The following is a 21,391-nucleotide window of genomic DNA, read 5'->3' as shown; positions in this document are numbered from 1 at the left end:
GGTAATTGCTGCGAATTAACTCGCAAAACATCAGTTCAGATGTAATTGCTGGCGGTGTAGGCGCTGATTTCAAATCCTGCTTGAGAATCTGACTCCATGCAGTAGATGAGGAGATGCTAGCTTAAGGCGCTATTCTGATGCACTTGCTCGGAGAATATCACTGCTTCGGAAAATACGTAGAAGGCAGCGACTGAACTTTAACGAAATTTTAAAGAGAAGTTTTCTTCTTAGAGAAAAGTTTCATAATGCTTGATTTCAAAGAAATAGGTGATCACGCTCTGTAGCTGGTGTTATACCCATTTGATTTATGCACGTTGCACTTGATCGATCGTTGCAGAATTTCTGGACTTCCCCTAGACGCAGTTCTCCAAATGGTCTAAAGTGCCAAAGAAAATTGGGATCAGATTATGACAAAGCTTAACGTTGGATTGCTTTTTGGTGGGCGCTCTGGTGAACATGAAGTCTCGATCGCATCGGCGCGATCGATTGCCCAAGCTCTCAGCGATCTGACCAATGCCGAGAAATACGATTTGATGCCGTTCTACATTCAAAAAGACGGACAATGGCGCTCGCCTGACGTGGCGCGATCGGTGTTGCAGTCCGGTGCGATCGATTGTCCCGATCTCGCCACGAATCTCTGGCAATTTCCCTCAGAAGCAGCACAGGTCGATGTCTGGTTTCCGATTCTGCACGGGCCAAATGGGGAAGACGGTACGATCCAAGGCTTGCTGACCTTGATGCAGAAACCCTTTGTTGGCTCTGGAGTGTTGGGATCTGCCGTGGGAATGGACAAGCTGACGATGAAGATGGCGTTTGCTCAAGCAGGCTTACCGCAGGTGAAATATTTGGCAGTCAGTCGGGCTGAAGTCTACTCAAACCCCTGTGTTTTTCCTAAGCTGTGCGATCGCATCGAAGCGGAGCTTGGTTATCCTTGCTTCGTCAAGCCTGCTAATCTCGGCTCATCAGTCGGAATCTCAAAGGTGCGGACTCGTGCAGAGCTAGAAGCAGCGTTAGACAGTGCGGCGAGTTACGATCGACGAATCATCGTTGAAGCGGGAGTCGTAGCGCGTGAAGTCGAGTGTGCAGTGTTAGGAAATGATCAAGCGAAGGCTTCGGTGGTGGGTGAAATCCGCTTTGATAGCGATTTTTATGATTATGAAACCAAGTACACCGCAGGCAAGTCCAGCCATGTCATTCCAGCGAATTTACCTCCAGAAATTACTAGCTTGATTCAAGAGCGAGCACTACAGGCGTTTCGTGCCGTGGATGCTTCGGGCTTAAGCCGCGTGGATTTCTTTTATGTGGAATCCACGGGTGAAATCTTGATCAATGAAATCAATACATTGCCTGGTTTTACGGCAACCAGTATGTACCCGATGATGTGGGAAGCGGCAGGAATTTCTTATCCAAGCTTAGTAGATCAGTTAATTCAGCTTGCGCTGGAAGCTTGAGCGACGATCGCAACCCACTTTAGAATTTCTGGTAGCGACGCGATTAATCGCGTCGCTACAGTGCCGGATGCTATCGCACGTACCAGTAGTAAGTCACCATAGGAATTACCGTTGCTGCAATCAGCAAGCCAACCACCCAGGGAAGTGCATTACTTTGCGCGGTTTCTTCTCGCGATGCGAAGGTTCCCTCGGTTTTCACCTGATCGACCACTACAGGAGGCCCCGGATCAGGTTCACCCGACAGCACCGCAACTAAACGATCGCCCACATCCAAAAATGCCTGATTGTAGCGATCGCCCTTCTGCAAGGGAACCTGCATCGTCTCCTGAGAGACACTCTGAGCAATCTGCTCAGACAGGATAGACTTGGCTTTTTCGCCAGTGACGATCGCAGAATTGTTCGTCACGCTGTCTAAAACCACCAGGGTTTGATTGGCGCTGGCTTCAGGCGTGGGGAACCATTGCTTGAATAATTTATCGGCAAACGAACCGATCGTTTCATCGTAGTCGAGCCGTCGAATCGTGACAAAGTGAACTTCTTGTCCCGTTTTGTTTGCTAAATCAGTGAAGGTTTCGGTCAGTTTGCCTTCATTGAAGCGACTGATAATCTCAGCTAAATCAACCACGCGCACGTCATCAGTAACAGGCGGCACTTCGTACAAACTGGTTGCAAAAGCGGGAGTAGTCCAAGCCAAGGTAGCCAAAACCAAAGCAAGGAGCCAGCCCCGGCAGAAAGGATGGAGGAGCTTTTTCATAGTGCGATCGTGGTATCTCTTTCTCTCTCAAAATACAACGGTTTTGAAATCTATGCGATAAGGTTAAAGGCGTTGGGTGTTAGGTTCGGCATGGTGTTGCTCGTTGCGTTTGTCCTGGTTGTTTCAGTCGTTGCGATCGCGATTTTTTCTCAAAGGCTCGATCGAGCGCTCAAAGGTGCGCCGACGATTGTGGTGCGATCGCAGTCCGTTGAGCCGTTGCCCAAAGTCTCTGTGATTATTCCGGCGTACAACGAAGCTGCGAATATTGAAGCTTGTGTGACAGCCGTGCTGGGAAGTACAACGCTAAATGCGGATCAGCTTGAAGTGCTAGTCATCGACGATCAATCGACGGATGAAACTAAAGCGATCGTGGAGCTTTTTCAGGAGTCACGGCAGGATGAACGATTGAAGCTATTCTCGGCGGGAGAGCGTCCTGCGGGTGAAGTTTGGGTCGGGAAAAATTGGGCTTGTACTCAAGCGGTAAAACACGCACAGGGCGAATTTTTGCTGTTCATTGATGCGGATGTGCGGCTCAAGCCGCAGTGTATTGAAACGACGATCGCCTATGCCCAACAAGAAAAGATTGATCTATTATCGCTGGCAGTTGTGGTTCTTTGTCGGCACTGGTCGGAGTGGTTAGTGCAACCCCTGATTGTGATGCTCTTGGCTGTCGGGTTTGAGTTTGCTCCCGTCAACGACCCAAAGTCAGACACTGCATTTGCAGCCGGCCCGTTTATGTTGTTTCGTCGCAGCGCGTATGAGGCGATCGAGGGTCATGCTGCCGTCCATGATTATGTGGTTGAAGATGTTGAGCTAGGTCGCCGGATTAAACAGAAAGGGTTGAAGCTGTGGTACGGCTTAGGGCGGGGACTTGCTGAGGTGCAGATGTATCGATCGTTTTCGGCTTTATGGGAAGGCTGGACAAAAAATTGGTTTGAGGGATCGAATCGCAATTATCAGTCTACGCTCTATTGTGTGTTTGTGACGCTGCTGATTTTTGCAGTACCTTCGATTGGGCTAGCGATCGGGCTAACGAATCTTGTATTTTCCGGTTTGACGATTTGGAACGCGATCGTTTTGGGATTGAGCGCGATCGCATTGTTGCAGCATTATTTGATTCGAGCCAGGAACGAACCGCTGCTCTCAATTTCGCCGCGATACTGGTGGGCAATGGGGATAGGCGGATTGCTTCTGTGTGCGATCGTGCTGGGATCGATCGTCAAAACCGAAACCGGATGGGGCTGGACATGGCGTGGACGATCGTTAAGTGCGCCTTCTTAGGTTTGCTTCAGCTTCGAGAGCATATCTACAGTGTCGCCTAGTGCGGTGGTCAGGTTGTTGCGGGTTTGAGCGTGGCTGAGTTGTTCGGCTTTGAGAGCTTGGGCGAGTTGATTGCGATCGCGCCAGACCTGAGTTAATTGGGCTTGCAGTTCAGCAACGGTTTGCAGTTGGGCAACTTCAGGATCAATCTCAGAAGAGAAGGACTGATTTTTTAAGCGATCGAGTTCAGCCTGCAATTGCGCGATCGTCTGCTGCATCGCTTGGGTTTGATTGCGGCGCTGTTCGGCTTCAGTTTCATAGCGTTTACGCCAGTTATCAGCACTGGCATGTGCCATCAGTTCCGAAGCCCGCACTGCTTTCACTTGCTGCTGTAAGTCTTTGACTTCTCTGAGCCAACCGACAACCTCTTGAGACATGGCAAAGCATCCTTTTCACGATCGATTTTCCGTGTTCCACACGATAGCCTAAGTTTTCCAACTTAGAGCAGTCTTATTTCCAGTTTTGGCTGGCTCGATCGAGGACATACTGAGCCACTGTCTGAATCTCGGTCTCACTGAGTCGGTCTTTGTATGCCGACATATTCCCTTTGCCGTTGGTAATAATGCTGGCGATCGCGTCTACGGTGCTGTATCCGTTCTTCTCCAATGCTTTCAATTTCAGCGTTTTACCCCGTCGCACAATGTTGCCGCCATTCACATGACATCCGGCACACTGCACCTCAAACAGCTTTGCTCCGCTGGGTTCTGCTGCCCAAGCCGGAGTAGCGCACAGAAATAAAGCCGTTAACGCGATCGCAATGATTTTCAGCATTTGAATCTCAGAATCTTATTTTCGGATTTTGACACATCCGGGAAATCTTCGGCACAATAACAAATGTTGTGAGGTTAGGAGAAGCGGGTTGTGCTTGGAAGAATCGGCGTTGGCGTATTGTGTTTTGCGATCGCGTTTGTGTTGGCAAGCTTGGTTGAATATTGGGTACATCGACTGATGCACAAGCCGTATAAATTGGGCGAACGGCATCGCGATCATCATCGCCGCAACGAAGGACAAGGCGTACTCTGGGAATTCTTCGACTACCTCAAGGGCACAATTTTGATTATGGGGCTGTTGTTCTTTGTGTCGATCGAAGCGGGAATCGGTTGGTTCTTGGGTGGATTGGTCTACGCTGCGTTTTCGTCCTACGCGCATCAGCTACAACACGAAAATCCCACCAAATGCTTTTGGATGAAAATGCCTGTTCATTACGTACATCATAAATACGGTATGTGGCATCACAATTTTGGTTTAGCTGTAGATTGGTGGGATCATGTGTTTGGCACTTACAAGCCCGTTGAATGGTTGACCGAGCAAGAATTAAGCCAGCCCGATCGCAATTACTTACAGTTGCGCTGGTGGTAGGTTAAGCGTAGAGTCGCGAACGTGCGATCGTAGGCAACACACCCTTGCCAAACGCTTCAATAAACTGTTCTTGTTCGCGATTCACATTATGTAAATAGAGCGCATCAAAGCCTAAATCAACATATTGCTGGAGCCATTCAACAAACTGACCCGATTCAGCAGAAATTAAGACAAATTCATCCATTTCTTCGGGTTGAACTAATTCTGCCATCTGGTCAAACTGCTGAGGACTCCGTAAATCAGATAACACCGCACTCTGAAAGATATTCGTGCGCCATTGATCGTGCGCCATTTCACGCGCTAACGCTGCATTCTCAGCATACGAAAGCTGGACTTTGAGATACATCGGCTTTCCGGCTCCGCCCCCTTGCCGAAACGCTTCGACGACTTGCTTCAGTTTTGGCAGGGGCTGAGCAATCGTAATCAGTGCATCTGCCCATCCTCCGACCCATTTTGCCGTTTCAGGCGTGATTGCAGCTCCAATTATCTTTGGAGGAACGATCGCTCTTGTATACAGCTTCGCTTCCTCCACTTGCACCAAACCATAGTGCGTTACCGTTTCTCCCGCCCACAACGATCGCATCACATCCACACATTCTTTGAGGCGCTGATTGCGTTGGGCTTTAGCTAACCAGCGATCGCCGGTGATTAATTCATTCAGCGCTTGCCCACTGCCAACACAGATCGAAAACCGTTCTGGAAACATCTCCGCCAAAGTTGCAGCGGCTTGAGCAATGATTGCCGGGTGATAGCGCTGTCCGGGCGCACACACCACGATAAACGGCAAACTTGTCACCTGCATCGCAGCACCCAGCCAAGACCAAGCAAATCCGCTTTCTCCTTGACGTTCACTCCAAGGATGAAAGTGATCAGAGCAAGAAATGCGGGTGAATCCGGCTTGCTCTGCTGTTTGCACAAGCTTGATTAATGTACTCGGCTTGAATTGCTCGTGCGAGGCATGATAGCCAATTTCAACCATTTTGATTTCCTGCTCGTCTGATAAATTGTTGCACTGCACTTAGGGTCTGCACTTGGGGTCTGCATTTAGGGTCTGCACTTAGGGTCGCTTTCCTCAAGCAGCTTATTGATTAGATATCGATTTACAAATCAGACGACCTCTATCGATCGAAAGAAACCCCACAATTCAATTAAGCGATCGCGCCTGAGCTGAAAATGGCTCGAATGATTTTTTGTGATCTACATCTACTGCTATGTGTGATCTCATGACATGAGCGCCCCACAAATTGGGGGTATTCTCTGCATAAGATTTGCGGCTTTAAGAGACTTAAACCCCATCATGCAGGCAACATTTGACCCAATAGCTGGATTATCGGGCTACTCAGCGATCGGAATACTTTATCAAGGCTCGAGGACTCTGGTTTATCGTGCTGTCCGGATCGCTGATCAAACGCCAGTTATTCTCAAACGATTGCGTCATGAAGCGTCGTCCTTAGAAGAACAGGTACGGTTTCGCAATCAATATACGCTGGTCAAACAGCTAGAGATCCCCGGAATCGTCAAGGTGATTGGATTAGAGTCTTGTGCAGAGGGGGATGTACTCGTAATGGAAGATTTTGGCGAATTGTCTCTGGCTGACTACTTACAGCAAATCAAACAACAGTATCAGCAAATCTCGATCGTTGACTTTCTCTCGATCGCGCTGCAACTCAGCATTACACTCGGTCACTTACACAATCATAAAATCGTTCATAAAGACATCAAGCCTGCAAACATTCTGATCGATCCTGACGCAAAACAAATCCGCCTTATTGACTTCAGCATTGCCTCTCAACTGTCTGATCAAACTCAGGAACTCCAGCACCCCAATCAACTCGAAGGAACTCTTGCTTATCTCTCTCCCGAACAAACGGGACGAATGAATCGTTTGATCGACTACCGCAGCGATTTCTATTCGCTGGGTGTGACGCTCTATGAGCTTCTCACCGGACAAGTCCCCTTTGTTGGGGAAGATGCGCTTGAGATTGTCTACAGTCATCTAGCAAAGGAACCCCCTGAGCTTCAAGCGCTCAGAGCAGAAGTGCCCGGTGCGATCGCCAAAATTGTCATGAAGCTGATGGCAAAAAACGCAGAAGATCGCTATCAAAGCGCAAAGGGATTACAGGCGGATTTGCAGCACTGCTTGGATGAGTTTAAAACAACCGGAGCGATCGCACCGTTTGAAATTGGCAGGCTCGATCGCATTGCCCAACTTAACATTCCTGAAAAGCTGTATGGGCGCAATTCCCAACTGCAAACAGTGTTGGCAGCGTTTGAGCGAGCGAGACAAGGGAGTTGTGAATTAGTCGTGATCGGCGGCTATTCTGGAGTGGGCAAAACCGCCTTAATTCGAGAACTCTTCAAGCCTGTTACTGCAAGTCATGCTCATTTTATTGCGGGCAAGTTCGATCAGTTCAAGCGAGAAGTTCCCTACACCTGTATTGCAGAAGCCTACGGGGAACTCATTCGCCAAATCCTGGGCGAAACTCAGGAACAGGTAGAATTCTGGCGCGATCGCTTTTCTGCTGCGGTCGGATTGAATGGGCAGGCTGTGATTGACATTATTCCAGAGTTGGAATGGTTGATCGGGCAGCAGCCGCCCTTACCCGAAATCCCCCCAGTAGAAGCCCAAAACCGCTTTTATCAAACCTTTTCTGCCTTTATGCTGGCAGCATCAACACCAGAGGCTCCCCTAGTTGAGTTTATGGACGATTTGCAATGGGCAGATGCAGCTACAATTTCAAGGCTGCCTGAGTTTTTGAGTTGCCCAGAGAATCGATATCGCCTATTAATTCTGGCTTATCGGGATAACGAAGTCGATCTAACTCACCTCTTGATGCAGGTGTTGGCACAATTGAAATCAGCACAATTGAAATCAAAAGTGGAATCAAAGGCGTTTAGGTTTGAACACATCACCTTAGAGCCTTTGTCGCTGCATGATGTAATGCAATTTCTTGCAGATACCTTGTGTTGTCATTATTTCACAGTTCAACCTTTAGCAAAATTGCTCTATGACAAAACGCAAGGAAATCCTTTCTTTTTGATGCAACTGCTCAAGTCGTTGCATTCTGAAGACTTTCTCACCTTTGATTTTGAGACAAATTCCTGGCAATGGGACATTAAGCAGATTCGTCAATTCAAGATCAGCGAAGATGTTGTGGAGTTAATGACTGCAAAATTTCAAACGCTCTCAGCACAGACTCAATTTGTATTGCAATTAGCTGCTTGTATTGGAAATCAATTTGATCTCAAAACGCTTTCTACCGTTAGTCAGATCTCTGCCTTTCAGACCCTACAAGCGCTGTGGAGTGCGATCGAACAAGAATTTATCTTGCCATTAGATCAGCATTATCGTGCTTTTTTAGATGAAACCGGGACTATAGATCTGAAAGTCCAAAATCCAAAATTTAAGTTTTTCCACGATCGCGTCCAGCAAGCCGCCTACACCCTAATTGCTGAGGATCAAAAGCAAGTCACACATCTTGAAATTGCTCGTCTCCTACAACAGCATCTCTCAAATTCCGAAATCGAATTGAACATCTTTGAAATCGTCAATCATTGGAATATCGCGATCGATCTCGTAGTTTCTGATGCAGAGCGGAGCCAACTTGTACAGCTCAATCAAATTGCTGCATCGAAAGCGAAATCCTCTGCTGCTTATCAACATGCTCTAAACTATTTGCAAGCTGCAATTCGTTGTTTACCGAATGATTGCTGGCAAACGAACTATCACGCTACGTTGACCCTGTACGAAGATGCAGCACAAATGGCTTACCTCACAGGGCAATTTGTTCAGTTAGAAGCACTATGCAACCGAGTCTCAGCGAATAGTCTAGATTTATTCGATCGTGTGGAAGTCTGGGAGTTTTGGATTCAAGCCTGCATGGCACAAAATCACATGGTTGATGCCGTCAATTTTGCGATCGTCATATTGCAAGCTTTAGGAGTTTCCATTCGCAAAGATTCAGTAAGTTTAACTGATGCGACAACGGCTCAACCTAACTTGCTGGTTCTTTCTGAAGCAGAAGTTGAGTCACTTGCTAAACTCCCCCCGATGCGCGATCGTCGCTATTTGGCGGCCTTACGAATCTGTGCCAGCGTTGAACCGATCGTTTACTTTACCACTTCAAAATTACATCGTCCGCTAGTTGAGACTGCAATTCGTCTATCAATGCTGCACGGAAACGCACCAGAAACTGTGTTTTTCTACGCGGTTTATGGGTTGGTTCTGTGCAGTCATACTGCGAGTTTACGATTAGGATTACAGTTTGGGCGGCTTGCCTCAAAGCTATTGAACAATGTAGTCAACAAGGACTTACAGGCTCGAACATTGGTTAATCTGGAAGGATTTATCAAGCCTTGGGAAATCGCAGTTCGACAGACAGTCCCCCAACTGCTCAAAGCGCATCAACTTAGCCTTGAAGGTGGAGATTTAGAGTTTGCTGCGCTTGCCCTACACTATTATTGTGTCCATGCTTACTTTGCAGGCAACAAGCTACAGCCCCTACACTCAGAAATGCTATTGTGGGAACAAAAGATGGATAGCTTGCACCAAGAAGCAATCTTGAATTTTCACAAAATCTGGACATCGGGTGTTGCAGCCTTAACTTCTCAGCCTAGTGATGTTTACCGTTTGATCCAGCAGCAAAGTCACTGTTTTGAAAATAATCTAACTGAAGGCTGTTACCGCTTACTCAATACCTTAATTCTCAGCTACGGGTTTGGAAGATATGATATTGCGATCGCGACTTCCAATCAGCTTAAAACGTGCATTCATAGCATTACGGGGATGTACTGTGTTGCTATCTACAATCTGTATGATTCACTGGTGAGCTTGGCAGCTTGCTCAGACTATCCTGCTGATAGTGCCTCAATGCTTGAAAGCGTCGCTCTCAACCAAAAACAAATGCGAATCTGGGCGCGGTTTGCTCCGATGAACTTCCAACATAAGTATGATCTTGTGGAAGCTGAGCGCTATCGCATTCTTGGAGAAACTTATGCAGCCATGGAACAATATGATCGCTCGATCACAGGTGCGATCGAGCATGGTTATATTCAAGAAGCAGCATTAGCAAATGAACTTGCTGCTAAATTCTACTTCAGTCTGAGCAAGCCAAAAATTGCTCAGGCATACTTGATCGAAGCGTACCAACAGTATCAGCAGTGGGGCGCAACTGCAAAAGTTAAGCAGCTCGAAGCGCAGTATCCTCGCTATTTTTCTACACCTGATCCCATACACCCTGCTATTATTACCCACACCAAGAGCAGCAGCAGTACGAATAGCGGATTTTTGGACCTAGCAACCATTCTCAAAGCGACCGAAGCGATCTCTAGCGAGCTGGTGCTCAATCAATTGCTCGATCGACTGTTGCATATCATTCTAGAAAATGCGGGCGCACAGAAAGGCTGTATTGTCCTCGATCGTGAGGGTGAGCTTTTTATTGAAGTAGCAGATACCGACCAAGAAAACTCAGCAGTTGTCGTAGAAGCAATCCCGCTCACCCAAAGCCAAGATGTTCCCTTAACTGTCCTCCAGTACGTAGCTCGCACTCAGACTTCGATCGTCTCAAGCGATGCTGCATCTGAAAGCACCTATGCGAATGATCCTTATGTTCTCAAGCATCAGCCTCAGTCGCTCCTGTGTACTCCAATGATTTATCAAGGAAAGCTCATTGGATTGATGTATCTAGAGAACAACCTGGTAAAAGGAGCGTTTACGACTGATCGCTTAGAGACTGTGAAAATTCTAACGGGACAGGCTGCCATTGCGATCGAAAATGCAAAGCTTTACGCAAGAGAGCAAGAACGCTCTTACCAAATCGAACAATCCCAGCAGCGATTAAACCTCTTGATCCAGCAATCTCCGATCGCGGTATTAGAGTGGAACAAACAATTTGAAATTCAAGCCTGGAATCACGCTGCCGAAGCTGTCTTTGGGTATTCAGCCGAAGAAGTTATGGGAAAGCATTGCCGAATGTTTATTCCAGAGGAGTTTCAGCCTTATGTCAATGAGGTTGTAAACGGAATTTTGCAGCAAACAGGCGGAACCCATGCGATTAATGAAAACATTAGGAAGGATGGAGAACGCATTACCTGCGAATGGTTTAATGCACCGCTGATTGCCCAAAATGGAGAAATTTTAGGGGGCGTTTCGATCGCGCTGGATGTGACCGATCGTCAACGCCTAGCGCTTGCTATCCAGGAGAAGAATCAGAGCTTAGAGCAAGCTTTAACAAAGCTCCAGCAAGCTCAGATGCAGATGGTGCAAAGTGAAAAGATGTCAGCGCTTGGTAACTTAGTGGCAGGTGTGGCTCACGAAATCAATAACCCGCTCGGCTTCCTGAATGGCAGCATTAATAATGCAGCAGAGTTTGTGCAGGACTTACTGAAGTATGTAGACCTGTATCAGCAACATCATCCGAATGCGGCTCCGCCTGTACAAGAGTTTGCGGACGAGATTGATGTTGAGTTTCTCAAAGCCGATCTGCCTAAACTGTTACGCTCGATGAGAACGGCAACGGAGCGAATCAAGGCGATTAGTACCAGCCTGCGAACCTTCTCCCGCGCTGATACAGAGGGTACGATCACAGCAAACCTTCGCGAAGGCATCGACAGCACCATTCTGATTCTCAAATATCGGCTTAAAGCGAATGATCAACGTCCTGCCATTGAAGTCGTGACGAACTATGGAGACATTCCCAATGTTGACTGTTTTCCGGGGCAACTGAATCAGGTGTTTATGAACATTTTGGCGAACGCGATCGATATGTTCGATGAGATGGCACAACACTCTTCCTTTACTGAGCTAGAAGCCAATCCTTACCAAATCACGATTCAAACCGCCAAAACCGAAGCGAACAAGGTAGAAATCCGCATCCGCGACAACGGCAAGGGAATGTCCGAGGAGGTCAAATCGAAGATTTTTGATCACTTATTTACGACGAAAGCGGTGGGCAAAGGTACAGGATTAGGATTGGCGATCGTCCGTCAAATTGTGGTCGAGAAACATCAAGGAGCGATCGAAGTGCATTCGGCGATCGCTCAAGGAACAGAATTCGTAATTTCACTTCCGATCAAACATGAAAGCGCTTGAAGCTACATTCTTGAAATCATGACATTACCCGATCGGGGGCTTGACTTCCGCTCGATTTCTCTGTTACGGTTCAAAGTATCGAACTTTATAGCCAAATCAGCAAATGCGTTACAGCGTTTCCTACTTTTACTTTTTTTGGCGATCGGCGGCTCACCCGGCGAGGTAAATCCTCATGTGTCCGTCTGGTGAGCCGCAGAATTAAGATCTGCGGCTTTTTTAATGTCCTCAATTTCTGATTGCAATGACTCACCTCACTTCCTGGCTTTACGGTTTTTATTTTTTTACCCAAAGGCGTTCTGGGTGAGTTTTTTGCATTTGCAATTGCCAACCCGGAACCCAGAAGGCTCCGGGTTTTTTGTTGAAGTTCATTCCATCCACAGGAGTTTCAGTCCATGAAAGATGCAAGATTAGTCCGCAAAGCCACCCCTGATCAGCGATCAATTGTTTCTTTATCTAAGGAGGTGTCGATCGGCGGTGAGGAAGTCGTGATTATTGGCGGCCCTTGTGCAGTCGAAAGTCTGACGCAAATGGAAACGATCGCCCGCGAACTCAAATCGGCTCCGATTCAAGCATTAAGGGGAGGTGTGTACAAACCACGCACTTCCCCTTACGCTTTTCAGGGGGCTGGTTTAGAAGGGTTAGAAATTCTTGCAACGGTGCGCCAGCGTTATGATCTGCCTGTCATCACCGAAGTGATGGCAATTTCACAGATTGAAGAAATTTCAGCATATGCAGATATGCTGCAAGTTGGAAGTCGCAATATGCAGAATTTCGATCTGCTCAAAGCTTTGGGACAGGCAAGGAAACCAATCCTACTGAAGCGCGGACTGGCAGCGACGATCGAAGAATTCATCATGGCAGCCGAATATGTGATGAGCCACGGTAATCCCAATGTAGTGCTCTGTGAGCGGGGTATTCGCAGCTTCGATAGCTACACGCGCAATGTTCTCGATTTAGGTGCGGTTGCAGCCCTGAAACAGCTTACACACCTGCCTGTGATTGTTGATCCGAGTCATGCAGCGGGACGGCGGGAATTGATTGCGGACTTGTCGAGAGCGGCGATCGCTTGTGGAGCGGATGGATTGATTATCGAGTGTCATCCTGAGCCGGATCAGTCCGTGTCGGACGCTCAGCAAGCGCTGTCGATAGAAACAATGATGCAATTGGTTCGCAGCATCAAGCCTGTTGCCGAAGCAGTCGGACGAAAAATGTACGGTGTGGAATGTCCGCAGTTTGCGATCGCTTAAACCAAAACAAAGAATGCGGCAGATTTTTATGAATTACGAGCAGACGCAATCGATAAAAACCTACCGCATTCAAATCAGCTTGAGATCTAGCTTTGTGGCATCTCTTCCGGCACAGATGCAGTAGAAGGACGCTTCAGCATGAAGGTTGCGACGATAATGCCAACGATCGCCAAAATTGCGGTCGGATAGAAGGTTAGATCATTGCAGATTCGGACTCATTTTAATGGATTCGGGTCTATCTCCTTTTTGTCCCATTGGCAAATCGTCATGATTCCGCATTAGTTGACTCGGTTTCGCAGTTGCCCGCGTCCAAGCCGCTCAAGCTGCTGTAGCTGCTGTTCTGTTTTCTTTGCCCACGCTGCATTGCCCTGAGCCACAAACAGATCTTTTGCATACCGCAAGACTCGTTCTGCATCTGATGTTTTGCCCTGCCGCACAAAGGCTAGACCTGCGGCATAATAGCCGTTCGCAAACTTGGAATTAATTTTCGTGGCTTGACGAAAGGCATCTAATGCTCGATCGAGAGTGTTCTGATAGTAAAACACTAAGCCTAAACTGTAGTGCGCCTCAACATAGTTAGGATTGCGCTGAATCGCTTGCTGAAAGGCGGCGATCGCGTTCTGGGCTTTTCCCTGCTGCTGATAAGCTTGCCCTAGCTGAAATAAAGGCTCCGGTGCATTCGGACTTAAGTTTGCTGCTTTTTGAAAGGCTTGCGCTGCGCCTGCATAGTTCTTTTCCTGCGTTAGCACTAAACCGAGATTGTATTGCGCCACGCCAGAACTTGGATCAAGTTGGACTGCTTTGGTCAAATAGTCTCGTGCTTGCTTGATGTTATTGCCCTCAAGCAGCGCCGCTCCTAAATTTGCATAAGCCATCGCAAAATTTGGATCGGCTCTGAGCGCTTGATAAAAAGCATCCGCAGAAGGCTGTAGCTGTCCCGCTTGTCTGAGGGCAAGACCGAGATTATAGTGAGCCGCAGCAAGGTTAGGATTGAGGCGCGTGGCTTGACGAAAGGCAGCGATCGCGTCATTCAGTTTGCCTTGCTGAATTAGCGCTAAGCCTTGATTGACTTTAGACTCAGCCGACGGTTTAGCCGCTTGTGCAATGTGCAGGGGAGCTGCTTGAACAGATAGCACTCCAGGCAAAAAAACAAGCAATCCACTGGAGATTAGAATCGTTTTGAGAATTGACATAAGACACTCTGAGAAATTTCAGGAACAGCGGACATTCTTCTCTTAAATCCTTTCTATTGATAGAGGAGAAAATTACTTAAACTTCCTACCTTAAGTCTAGGTTAAATGTAACTTTATACTTGTCTGCTCAATTTCGATTGAGATTGAGATATTTGATTCAACATGACAAACGACAATCCAACCCGTGGACAGATTGAGCGCACGATTGGACAAAAACTACAAGCACTTTATCGAGAGCGAACCGGCCAGCGTCCAGAAAAAGTCACCTGTCAATTCTTTGATGAGAAACTCGCGATCGTTCTAGAACAAATCTCGACACCCGCAGAATGTTTTCTAATTGAAGTAGGACAGCAGGAGATCGCTCAACTGTTTCGGAGTGAACTTGAAAACCAGATGAAAGCTGAAACCATTGCTTTAATCGAAGAGGCTGCTGCTGCCGCAGTCGTTGACGTGCTGAGTAGCACAAATTTACAAGCTGGAGTTTCGGCATTAATTGCAATCCTAAAAGAGCCGCCAAGTGTGCGCGATCCAGAGTCAATTCCAAAATCCAAACGCCGGAATGACACAGAACGATCGCCAGAAGAAGCGCCCGAATAGGACATTTGCGCGGCTGTCTATTTCATCACACCAACTGCAACCGAAAATAGTAGCGTAGAAGAAATACGTTTCTCGATTGACAATGACCCTCAATCCAGTTGTCTTAGTTCATGGCATTACTGATACCTTTGCGCTGTTTAACACGATGACTCAAGCGCTTGAGCGTCAAGGTTGGAGGACTTATGGATTAGATTTGCTTCCGGCAAATGGAGATTGTGAACTCGATCGACTCGCGCAACAATTGTCAGAGTTTATCGAAGCGAACTTACCTGCAAATCAGTCGATCGATCTAGTCGGATTCAGTATGGGCGGATTGGTGAGTCGCTATTATGTTCAGCGCTTAGGTGGGATTGATCGAGTACAGCGCTTTGTCAGCATTTCTGCGCCGCACAATGGCACGATCGCAGCTTATTTGTCGCAACGTCCGGGTTGTTCGCAAATGCGTCCAAATAGCAAATTTATTAATGATTTGAATTGCGATGTGAAGATGCTCGATCGCATCAATTTCACCTCAATTTGGACACCGTTTGATGGAATTATTGTGCCTGCAAATAGTTCAGTGTTACCGGTGGGTGAATCGATCCAAATTCCCGTACCGCTTCATGCTTGGATGGTGACGGATAAACGTTCGATCAATCTTGTTGCAGAAGCATTAAGAAGACCTTTGCGTGAACACGAAGCCGGATATAAACACTAATCATTCTCGGAAGCTGAAGCATTTCAGCCGAACTCTGGCAGGATCGTCTATGCTGGAAAACGTCGAATACGATCGCTTGTGCTGGCTATGTTGACTCTTTCCTCCGACCTGCAAACCCGCCTTGCTCAACCTCTGAAGATTGGAGAATTCGAGGTCAAAAGCCGCGTGTTGCAATCGCCGCTATCGGGTGTGACGGATTTAGTATTTCGTCGATTAGTGCGTCGTCACGCGCCCGATTCGATGATGTACACGGAAATGGTAAATGCAACAGGTCTGCACTATGTCAAAGAGCTACCAATTTTAATGGAAGTTGATCCAAACGAACGTCCGATCAGCATTCAACTCTTTGATTGTCGTCCTGATTTTTTGGCAGAAGCAGCGCAAAAAGCAGTCGGTGAAGGTGCAGATACAGTCGATCTCAACATGGGCTGTCCGGTGAATAAGATCACCAAAAATGGGGGCGGTTCATCGCTGTTGCGCCAACCAGAACTGGCAGAAGAAATTGTGCGATCGGTCGTCCGAGCGGTCGATGTTCCGGTTACGGTCAAAACCCGCATCGGTTGGACAGAAAAGGAAATCAATATTCTTGACTTTGCTAAGCGCATGGAAGATGCGGGAGCCAAAATGATCACGGTTCACGGACGCACCCGCGCTCAGGGATACAACGGTGCTGCAAAGTGGGAATGGATCGCGAAGGTCAAAGAAATTCTCTCGATTCCGGTGATTGCTAACGGCGATATCTTCTCGGTTGAAGCGGCTGTCAAGTGCTTGGAATTCACCCAAGCGGACGGTGTGATGTGTTCGCGGGGAACGTTGGGATATCCGTTCTTGGTCGGCGAAATTGATTACTTTCTCAAGACTGGAACCGAGAAAATTAAACCCACGCCGATCGAGCGATTAGAATGCGCCCGCGATCACTTACAAATGCTCTGGGAATACAAGGGCGATCGCGGTGTGCGCCAAGCCAGAAAACACATGACTTGGTACTCGAAAGGCTTTGCAGGAGCGGCAGAACTGCGCGGACAGTTAAGCGTAATCGAGAATGTGAATCAAGGTTTGGAATTGTTGAATCAGGCGATCGAGCGATTGTCTCGATCAGGTTGGCAAGAAGAACCAGAAGCAGAACTCTTAGCGATTTGAGATTTGTTGCACAAACCACAAAGCAGCCGTTCCATTGGTCTCGTAGGCTAACCGAGATAATGTTTGCTTAATCAACCGGATTGATAATCCTTGCAGTGCGATCGAACTTTCGCACTGTTAATATCTGCCGTCTGCTTGTCGTGCAAACGCGACCACTCTTGCCCCGGAAACATCAATCACCCAATACTCTGGAATTTCTAGCGCTGCATAAATCTGTTTTTTCTCATCGAGATCAGTTGCTAGAGTTGTATCTGCCACTCCACAGACTAAATTCGGAACGTGCCATTGACGTAAGTTAATGCGTCGAGGTTCACCTTCTTGCCAACGGGGAGAATTGCTTCCAAGATACAAAACCTGATCCGGAGAAGCAGCACGTTGATTCGGCTTTTCGAGAACACAGCCTCCGAGACAGTCAAAGGATTGTTCGGGATGTTGACTAAACCAAAAAGCAATCAGCATCGTAATCAGTTCTCGCACTCTAGCGTGATCAATGCCCTCCCAATCCATATCAATATACAGATAGCCTTGATTGAAATAGATCTTGAAATGCTCTGGTTGCTCGATTTCGGCGGTTTTACAACAAGCTAGATAATCGTTCCATGTGGCAATCTGCCAGACAGGAACTTCATCGGACGATCGACGAATGATTCTCTGAGCGATCGTAGACATAAAAAGCAAGCACAAGAGATCATGCTATTTCTATCTGAGATTGCGGCAGCGTCACAGTAACGATCGTGCCTTGGTTGACCTGACTTTCAATCTGAATCTGTCCGTTGTGGTTTTCGACAATCGCTTGCGCGATCGCTAAACCCAATCCTGATCCGCCTGTTGCCTTTGTACGGGCTGGATCAACGCGATAAAAGCGATCAAATAAATGCACGATCGCATCTTCTGGAATTCCAATTCCAGTATCAATCACTTTCGTTTGTAATCCAGATTTCAACTGCGCTAGTTCTACTATGATTTCTCGGTTCTCTGGAGTGTATTTAATTGCGTTGCTGATTAAATTTGTGAATAATCTTGATAACTGATCGCGATCGCCTTGCAGCCAATATTCTAGACTGCGATCGACTTTGTATGAGAGTGAAATTTCTTTTTCTGCTGCCGTCATTCCTTGTTCTTCCAACACTTCATCGAGTAATTCATCGAGTTCGATCGTGCTACGCTGCGGTTGAACAATGCCGCTATCTTGCCGAGCAAGAAAAAGCAAATCATCGACTAATTTTCCTAAGCGTCGAGTCAAGCGTTCAATCACTTGTAAATGTTGCTGTTGCGTTTGTGGCTCTGGATCTGGATCAGAAAGTGCAACTTGTACGTTTGTTTGGATGATCGCAATCGGGTTTCTCAGTTCATGGGAAGCATCCGCTGTAAATTGTTTTAAGCGCTGATAAGATTCACGAATCGGCTGCATAGCAATGCCGGAAAGAAACCAACCGATCGCGGCAACAATCCCGATCATCGTTGCTGTCCCAATACTTAAATCACGAAATAGCTGACGAGTTGGCTTTGTCACCTCAAACCAGGGATGACTCACGCGCAAATATCCCAATACTCGCTGCCCAATCTGAACGCGCTCTGTAACCTGCCGTAAAAGCTGTGTCTCTGAAGCATGAACGGTTTCACCATCATGATTAAGATGTAACGGCACAGAAAGCGGGTCGGCAAAGGTTGACCAAAGCTGCTTTCCATTCGGATCAAACCATTCGAGATCAATGTGATCATCTTCGAGTGAAATCGAATTATCGCGAAAACTGGCTTCGACATTAACGCTGACTTGATCGCCCACCGCTTGAATGACCAGCGATCGCTGCACCACTTCGGCAACGTGATTTAACGTATCGTCAATCCGCTCGATTAGCGTCGATCGGACATAGAAATAGAATCCACTCGCAAATACAAACAGCAATACTGCTGTTACCGTTGTGTACCAAAGTGCTAATCGTCGTCGCGTCGTTTGAAACATATTAGGAAAATAGCGATACTATCTGTTTGCTGCGTCGGTTAAATCAATGTCTCATCCGTTCCAAGGCTTCCTCGAAGAACTATATCTAAAGTATCGCAATCTCAAAGACGGCGAAGTTGCGACCTATATTCCGGAGCTTGCGAAAGCCGATCCAGATTGGTTGAGTATTTGCGTTGTTACTGTTGATGGGCAAGTATTTGAAGTTGGAGATTCAAGCCAACTGTTTACGATTCAATCGATTTCAAAAGTCTTTGCCTACGGTATGGCACTGGAAGATCGCGGGCGAATGGGCTTATAAAGTTGGGCTTCCGGCAAAAAGTGGCGTTTCTGGAGGTATTATCGCAGTCGTTCCCAATCAGGTTGGCATTGCTGTCTTTTCGCCATTGCTCGATGTTCACGGAAATAGTGTACGTGGTATTAGAGTGTGCGAAGAACTTTCCCGCCATTTTCAACTGCATATCTTTGATTTGCCGATGGGCTGTACTCACTTCCTACAAAAGCTCTCAAGCAAAGATTCATCAACATCGGTTTAAGCAATCTTGAATCGGGTGTAGGGTTGAAGATAGCAACTAAGAGAACGAACAATGGCAACGCAGCGGCAGCGAAAAACACCCATTCAAAACGGCAAAACTCCGACGATCGCACCAGAAGCTAGTCCTTCTAACAATGCAGAACTGCTCGAAAAAATTGAAGACCTGAAGCATGAGCTAGAACAAACGCAACAAAACGAGAAAAAACTGCAACACACGATCGAACAGTTGCAAACTCAAATCGAGGAGCAAACGGCGATCGCCCAAACGCTCGAAGTTAATCTCGAAAAAGCGAATCAAGCTCAATCTGATCTCAAAGAAGCTCAGCAAACCGCACTGAAACTAGCTGAAGAAAATAAAAAGCTAACAGTGGAGAATCAGCACCACACTCAAGAAGTGACGCAGTTGCAAAATAAGCTCAAGCAGGCGGAGAAAACTGCTGCTGAAAAAGCATCTCATCTGCAAGCAGAGCTTGAACAAGCCCAAAAAGATGCGCTGAAACTTGCAGAAGCTAACCAAAAATTGATTGCAGAACATCAAGATTCTCGATCGCAAACTGAAAAAGCGGCTCACCTTCAAGCCGAGCTTACCAAAGCCCAAAAAGACGCGCTGAAACTCGCGGATGCCAACCAAAAATTAATTGAAGAGAACAAACAGCTTCAAACGAACGCTGACAAAGCTGAGCAGCTTCGTGCAGAGCTTGCACAGGCTCAACAAACTGCATTGCAACTCGCAGAGTCTAATCAGAAACTAATCGAAGAAAGTCAGAAGCTTCAAGAAAAGCAGTCGAAACCAGAATCGAAATTAGCGCCCAAAGCGCCAGCCAATGATACAGACTTCAGAAGTCATCAAGACATTCTGAGAAAGCGTCAAGCTGCCGCTTTAGCACACCCAGTTTTCCCAACTGATCCTGCGTCGCCCAAAGTTTCAGATCAAGAAATGGGTTGGTTTGATTAGTGAAAGCGGTGACGATCGTGTGGCGCGTCGAAATCAATCTCAGGGCCGATCGGCACAATCCGAGTCGGATTGATCTGCGTTTGGCTCATGTAGTAGTGCCGCTTAATGTGGTCGAGATTGCAGGTTGGCTTAATCTGCGGATGCTGATAGAGATCTTTCAGGTAGTTCCACAGATTCGGATAATCAACAATTCGACGCACATTACACTTGAAATGGCTGTAATACACTGAATCAAACCGCAGCAGCGTTGTAAACATACAAACATCCGCTTCTGTAAGTTGATTGCCGCATAAATACCGCTGCTCTGATAACACCGTTTCCCAATGATCTAGATTCTGAAAAAGCTCTTTAACTGCTTCTTCATAAGCTTCTTGAGTGGTGGCAAATCCCGATCGATAAACCCCATTGTTAATTGGCGTATAAATCTTGTCGATCACGTCATCAATTCGCTGCCGTAAACCCTGCGGATAAAGATCAATTTCTTGCGTTGCGAACTCGTTAAATTCAGTGTCAAACATCCGAATAATTTCGCGAGATTCGTTATTCACGATCGTTTGTTTCTCTTTATCCCAAAGCACCGGAACGGTAATTCGCCCCGTATACTTTTCATCCGCTTTCAGATAGATTTCTTGCAGATATTCGGTGTGGTTCACAGAATCGGGAATTGCGCCAGGATTGTTTGAGAAATACCAGCCTTTATCGCTTAATACTGCATCCACAATCGACAATCCAATCGCAGATTCTAGCCCTTTAAGCGATCGCAGAATTAGCGTGCGATGCGCCCAAGGACAAGCAAGTGAGATATAAAGGTGATACCTATCAGGCGCAGCTTGAAAGCCGCTTTTGCCATCAGCAGTGATGCGATCGCGAAACTTTGTGGGAGTTCGATTGAATTTCCCGCTTTTATCGCGTTCATTCCAATCGGTTGTCCACGTGCCGTCTACCATCATTCCCAGCGCCATATCGTACTCCCGAATCTAGCTAAATACCATCAGGTTAGTACAGCGTCTTTTCTAGCGACTCTTTCTTTGGGTACGGCCGCAGCTTGATAAACAAGCGCTTCTAGATTTGGCATCTCTTGCCAACAATGAGT

The 21,391-nt window shown here is 47.0% G+C and carries 17 protein-coding genes and 1 pseudogene; 10 read left to right on the top strand and 8 right to left on the bottom strand.

Annotation, left to right across the window (positions count from 1 at the left end):
• Positions 1-407 precede the first annotated feature (407 nt).
• Positions 408-1,451, top strand: coding sequence for a D-alanine--D-alanine ligase family protein (locus NC981_RS05120; protein WP_348241796.1), 1,044 nt, complete (start codon positions 408-410; stop codon positions 1,449-1,451).
• A 70-nt stretch (positions 1,452-1,521) separates the two neighbouring features.
• Here the strand turns inward: NC981_RS05120 and NC981_RS05115 are convergent, their stop codons facing one another.
• Positions 1,522-2,205: a TPM domain-containing protein gene (locus NC981_RS05115; RefSeq protein WP_348241795.1), complete on the bottom strand. Its 684-nt coding sequence runs from the start codon at positions 2,203-2,205 to the stop codon at positions 1,522-1,524.
• Here NC981_RS05115 and NC981_RS05110 point away from each other — a divergent pair.
• The gene (locus NC981_RS05110; protein WP_348241794.1) at positions 2,188-3,486 is read left to right on the top strand and encodes a glycosyltransferase family 2 protein; all 1,299 of its coding nucleotides are present in this window, start codon (positions 2,188-2,190) and stop codon (positions 3,484-3,486) included. The genes NC981_RS05115 and NC981_RS05110 overlap by 18 nt on opposite strands.
• Here the strand turns inward: NC981_RS05110 and NC981_RS05105 are convergent.
• A complete protein-coding gene (locus NC981_RS05105) occupies positions 3,483-3,902 on the bottom strand; it encodes a hypothetical protein (RefSeq protein WP_348241793.1) in 420 nt (139 codons plus the stop codon). The two genes, NC981_RS05110 and NC981_RS05105, sit on opposite strands and share 4 nt — an antisense overlap.
• 73 nt (positions 3,903-3,975) lie before the next feature.
• Positions 3,976-4,296 (bottom strand): c-type cytochrome, encoded by a 321-nt coding sequence (locus NC981_RS05100; protein ID WP_190375461.1) that lies wholly within the window; start codon positions 4,294-4,296, stop codon positions 3,976-3,978.
• A 90-nt stretch (positions 4,297-4,386) separates the two neighbouring features.
• Between NC981_RS05100 and NC981_RS05095 the strand changes: the two genes are divergently transcribed.
• The gene (locus tag NC981_RS05095; RefSeq protein WP_348241792.1) at positions 4,387-4,884 is read left to right on the top strand and encodes a sterol desaturase family protein; all 498 of its coding nucleotides are present in this window, start codon (positions 4,387-4,389) and stop codon (positions 4,882-4,884) included.
• Position 4,885: 1 nt separating this feature from the next.
• Here the strand turns inward: NC981_RS05095 and NC981_RS05090 are convergent, their stop codons facing one another.
• Positions 4,886-5,863 carry a TIGR03885 family FMN-dependent LLM class oxidoreductase gene (locus tag NC981_RS05090; protein ID WP_348241791.1) on the bottom strand — a complete coding sequence of 326 codons (978 nt, stop codon included), beginning with the start codon at positions 5,861-5,863 and terminating at the stop codon, positions 4,886-4,888.
• Between the two features lie 318 nt (positions 5,864-6,181).
• Between NC981_RS05090 and NC981_RS05085 the strand changes: the two genes are divergently transcribed.
• Complete coding sequence (locus NC981_RS05085; RefSeq protein WP_348241790.1) at positions 6,182-11,974, top strand: AAA family ATPase; 5,793 nt, start codon at positions 6,182-6,184, stop codon at positions 11,972-11,974.
• Between the two features lie 392 nt (positions 11,975-12,366).
• Positions 12,367-13,221, top strand: a complete 855-nt coding sequence (gene aroF, locus NC981_RS05080; RefSeq protein WP_190375457.1) for a 3-deoxy-7-phosphoheptulonate synthase — start codon at positions 12,367-12,369, stop codon at positions 13,219-13,221.
• Between the two features lie 278 nt (positions 13,222-13,499).
• Here aroF and NC981_RS05075 read toward each other — a convergent pair whose 3' ends face one another.
• Positions 13,500-14,414 (bottom strand): tetratricopeptide repeat protein, encoded by a 915-nt coding sequence (locus NC981_RS05075; protein ID WP_348241789.1) that lies wholly within the window; start codon positions 14,412-14,414, stop codon positions 13,500-13,502.
• Between the two features lie 162 nt (positions 14,415-14,576).
• On the opposite strand from NC981_RS05075, the gene NC981_RS05070 reads away from it, so the two are divergent.
• The 3 genes from NC981_RS05070 (at position 14,577) to dusB (ending at position 16,848) form a co-directional block, all read left to right on the top strand.
• Positions 14,577-15,011 carry a Na-translocating system protein MpsC family protein gene (locus NC981_RS05070; RefSeq protein ID WP_348241788.1) on the top strand — a complete coding sequence of 145 codons (435 nt, stop codon included), beginning with the start codon at positions 14,577-14,579 and terminating at the stop codon, positions 15,009-15,011.
• 82 nt (positions 15,012-15,093) lie between these two features.
• The gene (locus NC981_RS05065; protein ID WP_348241787.1) at positions 15,094-15,708 is read left to right on the top strand and encodes a triacylglycerol lipase; all 615 of its coding nucleotides are present in this window, start codon (positions 15,094-15,096) and stop codon (positions 15,706-15,708) included.
• 87 nt (positions 15,709-15,795) lie between these two features.
• Positions 15,796-16,848: a tRNA dihydrouridine synthase DusB gene (dusB, locus tag NC981_RS05060; protein WP_348241786.1), complete on the top strand. Its 1,053-nt coding sequence runs from the start codon at positions 15,796-15,798 to the stop codon at positions 16,846-16,848.
• 117 nt (positions 16,849-16,965) lie between these two features.
• Here dusB and NC981_RS05055 read toward each other — a convergent pair whose 3' ends face one another.
• Together NC981_RS05055 and NC981_RS05050 are read right to left on the bottom strand one after the other, a co-directional pair.
• Positions 16,966-17,517 (bottom strand): Uma2 family endonuclease, encoded by a 552-nt coding sequence (locus NC981_RS05055; protein ID WP_348241785.1) that lies wholly within the window; start codon positions 17,515-17,517, stop codon positions 16,966-16,968.
• A 19-nt stretch (positions 17,518-17,536) separates the two neighbouring features.
• Positions 17,537-18,811, bottom strand: a complete 1,275-nt coding sequence (locus NC981_RS05050; RefSeq protein WP_348241784.1) for an ATP-binding protein — start codon at positions 18,809-18,811, stop codon at positions 17,537-17,539.
• 46 nt (positions 18,812-18,857) lie between these two features.
• Here NC981_RS05050 and NC981_RS05045 point away from each other — a divergent pair.
• Both NC981_RS05045 and NC981_RS05040 read left to right on the top strand, forming a co-directional pair.
• Positions 18,858-19,344: pseudogene (locus NC981_RS05045) on the top strand (glutaminase).
• A gap of 51 nt (positions 19,345-19,395) precedes the next feature.
• A complete protein-coding gene (locus NC981_RS05040; RefSeq protein ID WP_348241783.1) occupies positions 19,396-20,298 on the top strand; it encodes a hypothetical protein in 903 nt (300 codons plus the stop codon).
• Here the strand turns inward: NC981_RS05040 and NC981_RS05035 are convergent.
• Positions 20,295-21,260, bottom strand: a complete 966-nt coding sequence (locus NC981_RS05035; RefSeq protein WP_348241782.1) for a glutathione S-transferase family protein — start codon at positions 21,258-21,260, stop codon at positions 20,295-20,297. The genes NC981_RS05040 and NC981_RS05035 overlap by 4 nt on opposite strands.
• Positions 21,261-21,391: the final 131 nt, after the last annotated feature.

The organism is Leptolyngbya sp. DQ-M1, assembly GCF_039962505.1.
Taxonomy (GTDB): Bacteria; Cyanobacteriota; Cyanobacteriia; order Leptolyngbyales; family Leptolyngbyaceae; genus Leptolyngbya.
This window is presented reverse-complemented; position numbering and strand designations above follow the sequence as displayed.

Coding starts and splice junctions, on each gene's coding strand:
- NC981_RS05120 (WP_348241796.1), top strand. CDS start 408: ATGACAAAGCTTAACGTTGGATTGCTTTTTGGTGGGCGCTCTGGTGAA.
- NC981_RS05110 (WP_348241794.1), top strand. CDS start 2,188: ATGGAGGAGCTTTTTCATAGTGCGATCGTGGTATCTCTTTCTCTCTCA.
- NC981_RS05115 (WP_348241795.1), bottom strand. CDS start 2,205: ATGAAAAAGCTCCTCCATCCTTTCTGCCGGGGCTGGCTCCTTGCTTTG.
- NC981_RS05105 (WP_348241793.1), bottom strand. CDS start 3,902: ATGTCTCAAGAGGTTGTCGGTTGGCTCAGAGAAGTCAAAGACTTACAG.
- NC981_RS05100 (WP_190375461.1), bottom strand. CDS start 4,296: ATGCTGAAAATCATTGCGATCGCGTTAACGGCTTTATTTCTGTGCGCT.
- NC981_RS05090 (WP_348241791.1), bottom strand. CDS start 5,863: ATGGTTGAAATTGGCTATCATGCCTCGCACGAGCAATTCAAGCCGAGT.
- NC981_RS05085 (WP_348241790.1), top strand. CDS start 6,182: ATGCAGGCAACATTTGACCCAATAGCTGGATTATCGGGCTACTCAGCG.
- aroF (WP_190375457.1), top strand. CDS start 12,367: ATGAAAGATGCAAGATTAGTCCGCAAAGCCACCCCTGATCAGCGATCA.
- NC981_RS05075 (WP_348241789.1), bottom strand. CDS start 14,414: ATGTCAATTCTCAAAACGATTCTAATCTCCAGTGGATTGCTTGTTTTT.
- NC981_RS05070 (WP_348241788.1), top strand. CDS start 14,577: ATGACAAACGACAATCCAACCCGTGGACAGATTGAGCGCACGATTGGA.
- NC981_RS05065 (WP_348241787.1), top strand. CDS start 15,094: ATGACCCTCAATCCAGTTGTCTTAGTTCATGGCATTACTGATACCTTT.
- dusB (WP_348241786.1), top strand. CDS start 15,796: ATGTTGACTCTTTCCTCCGACCTGCAAACCCGCCTTGCTCAACCTCTG.
- NC981_RS05055 (WP_348241785.1), bottom strand. CDS start 17,517: ATGTCTACGATCGCTCAGAGAATCATTCGTCGATCGTCCGATGAAGTT.
- NC981_RS05050 (WP_348241784.1), bottom strand. CDS start 18,811: ATGTTTCAAACGACGCGACGACGATTAGCACTTTGGTACACAACGGTA.
- NC981_RS05040 (WP_348241783.1), top strand. CDS start 19,396: ATGGCAACGCAGCGGCAGCGAAAAACACCCATTCAAAACGGCAAAACT.
- NC981_RS05035 (WP_348241782.1), bottom strand. CDS start 21,260: ATGGCGCTGGGAATGATGGTAGACGGCACGTGGACAACCGATTGGAAT.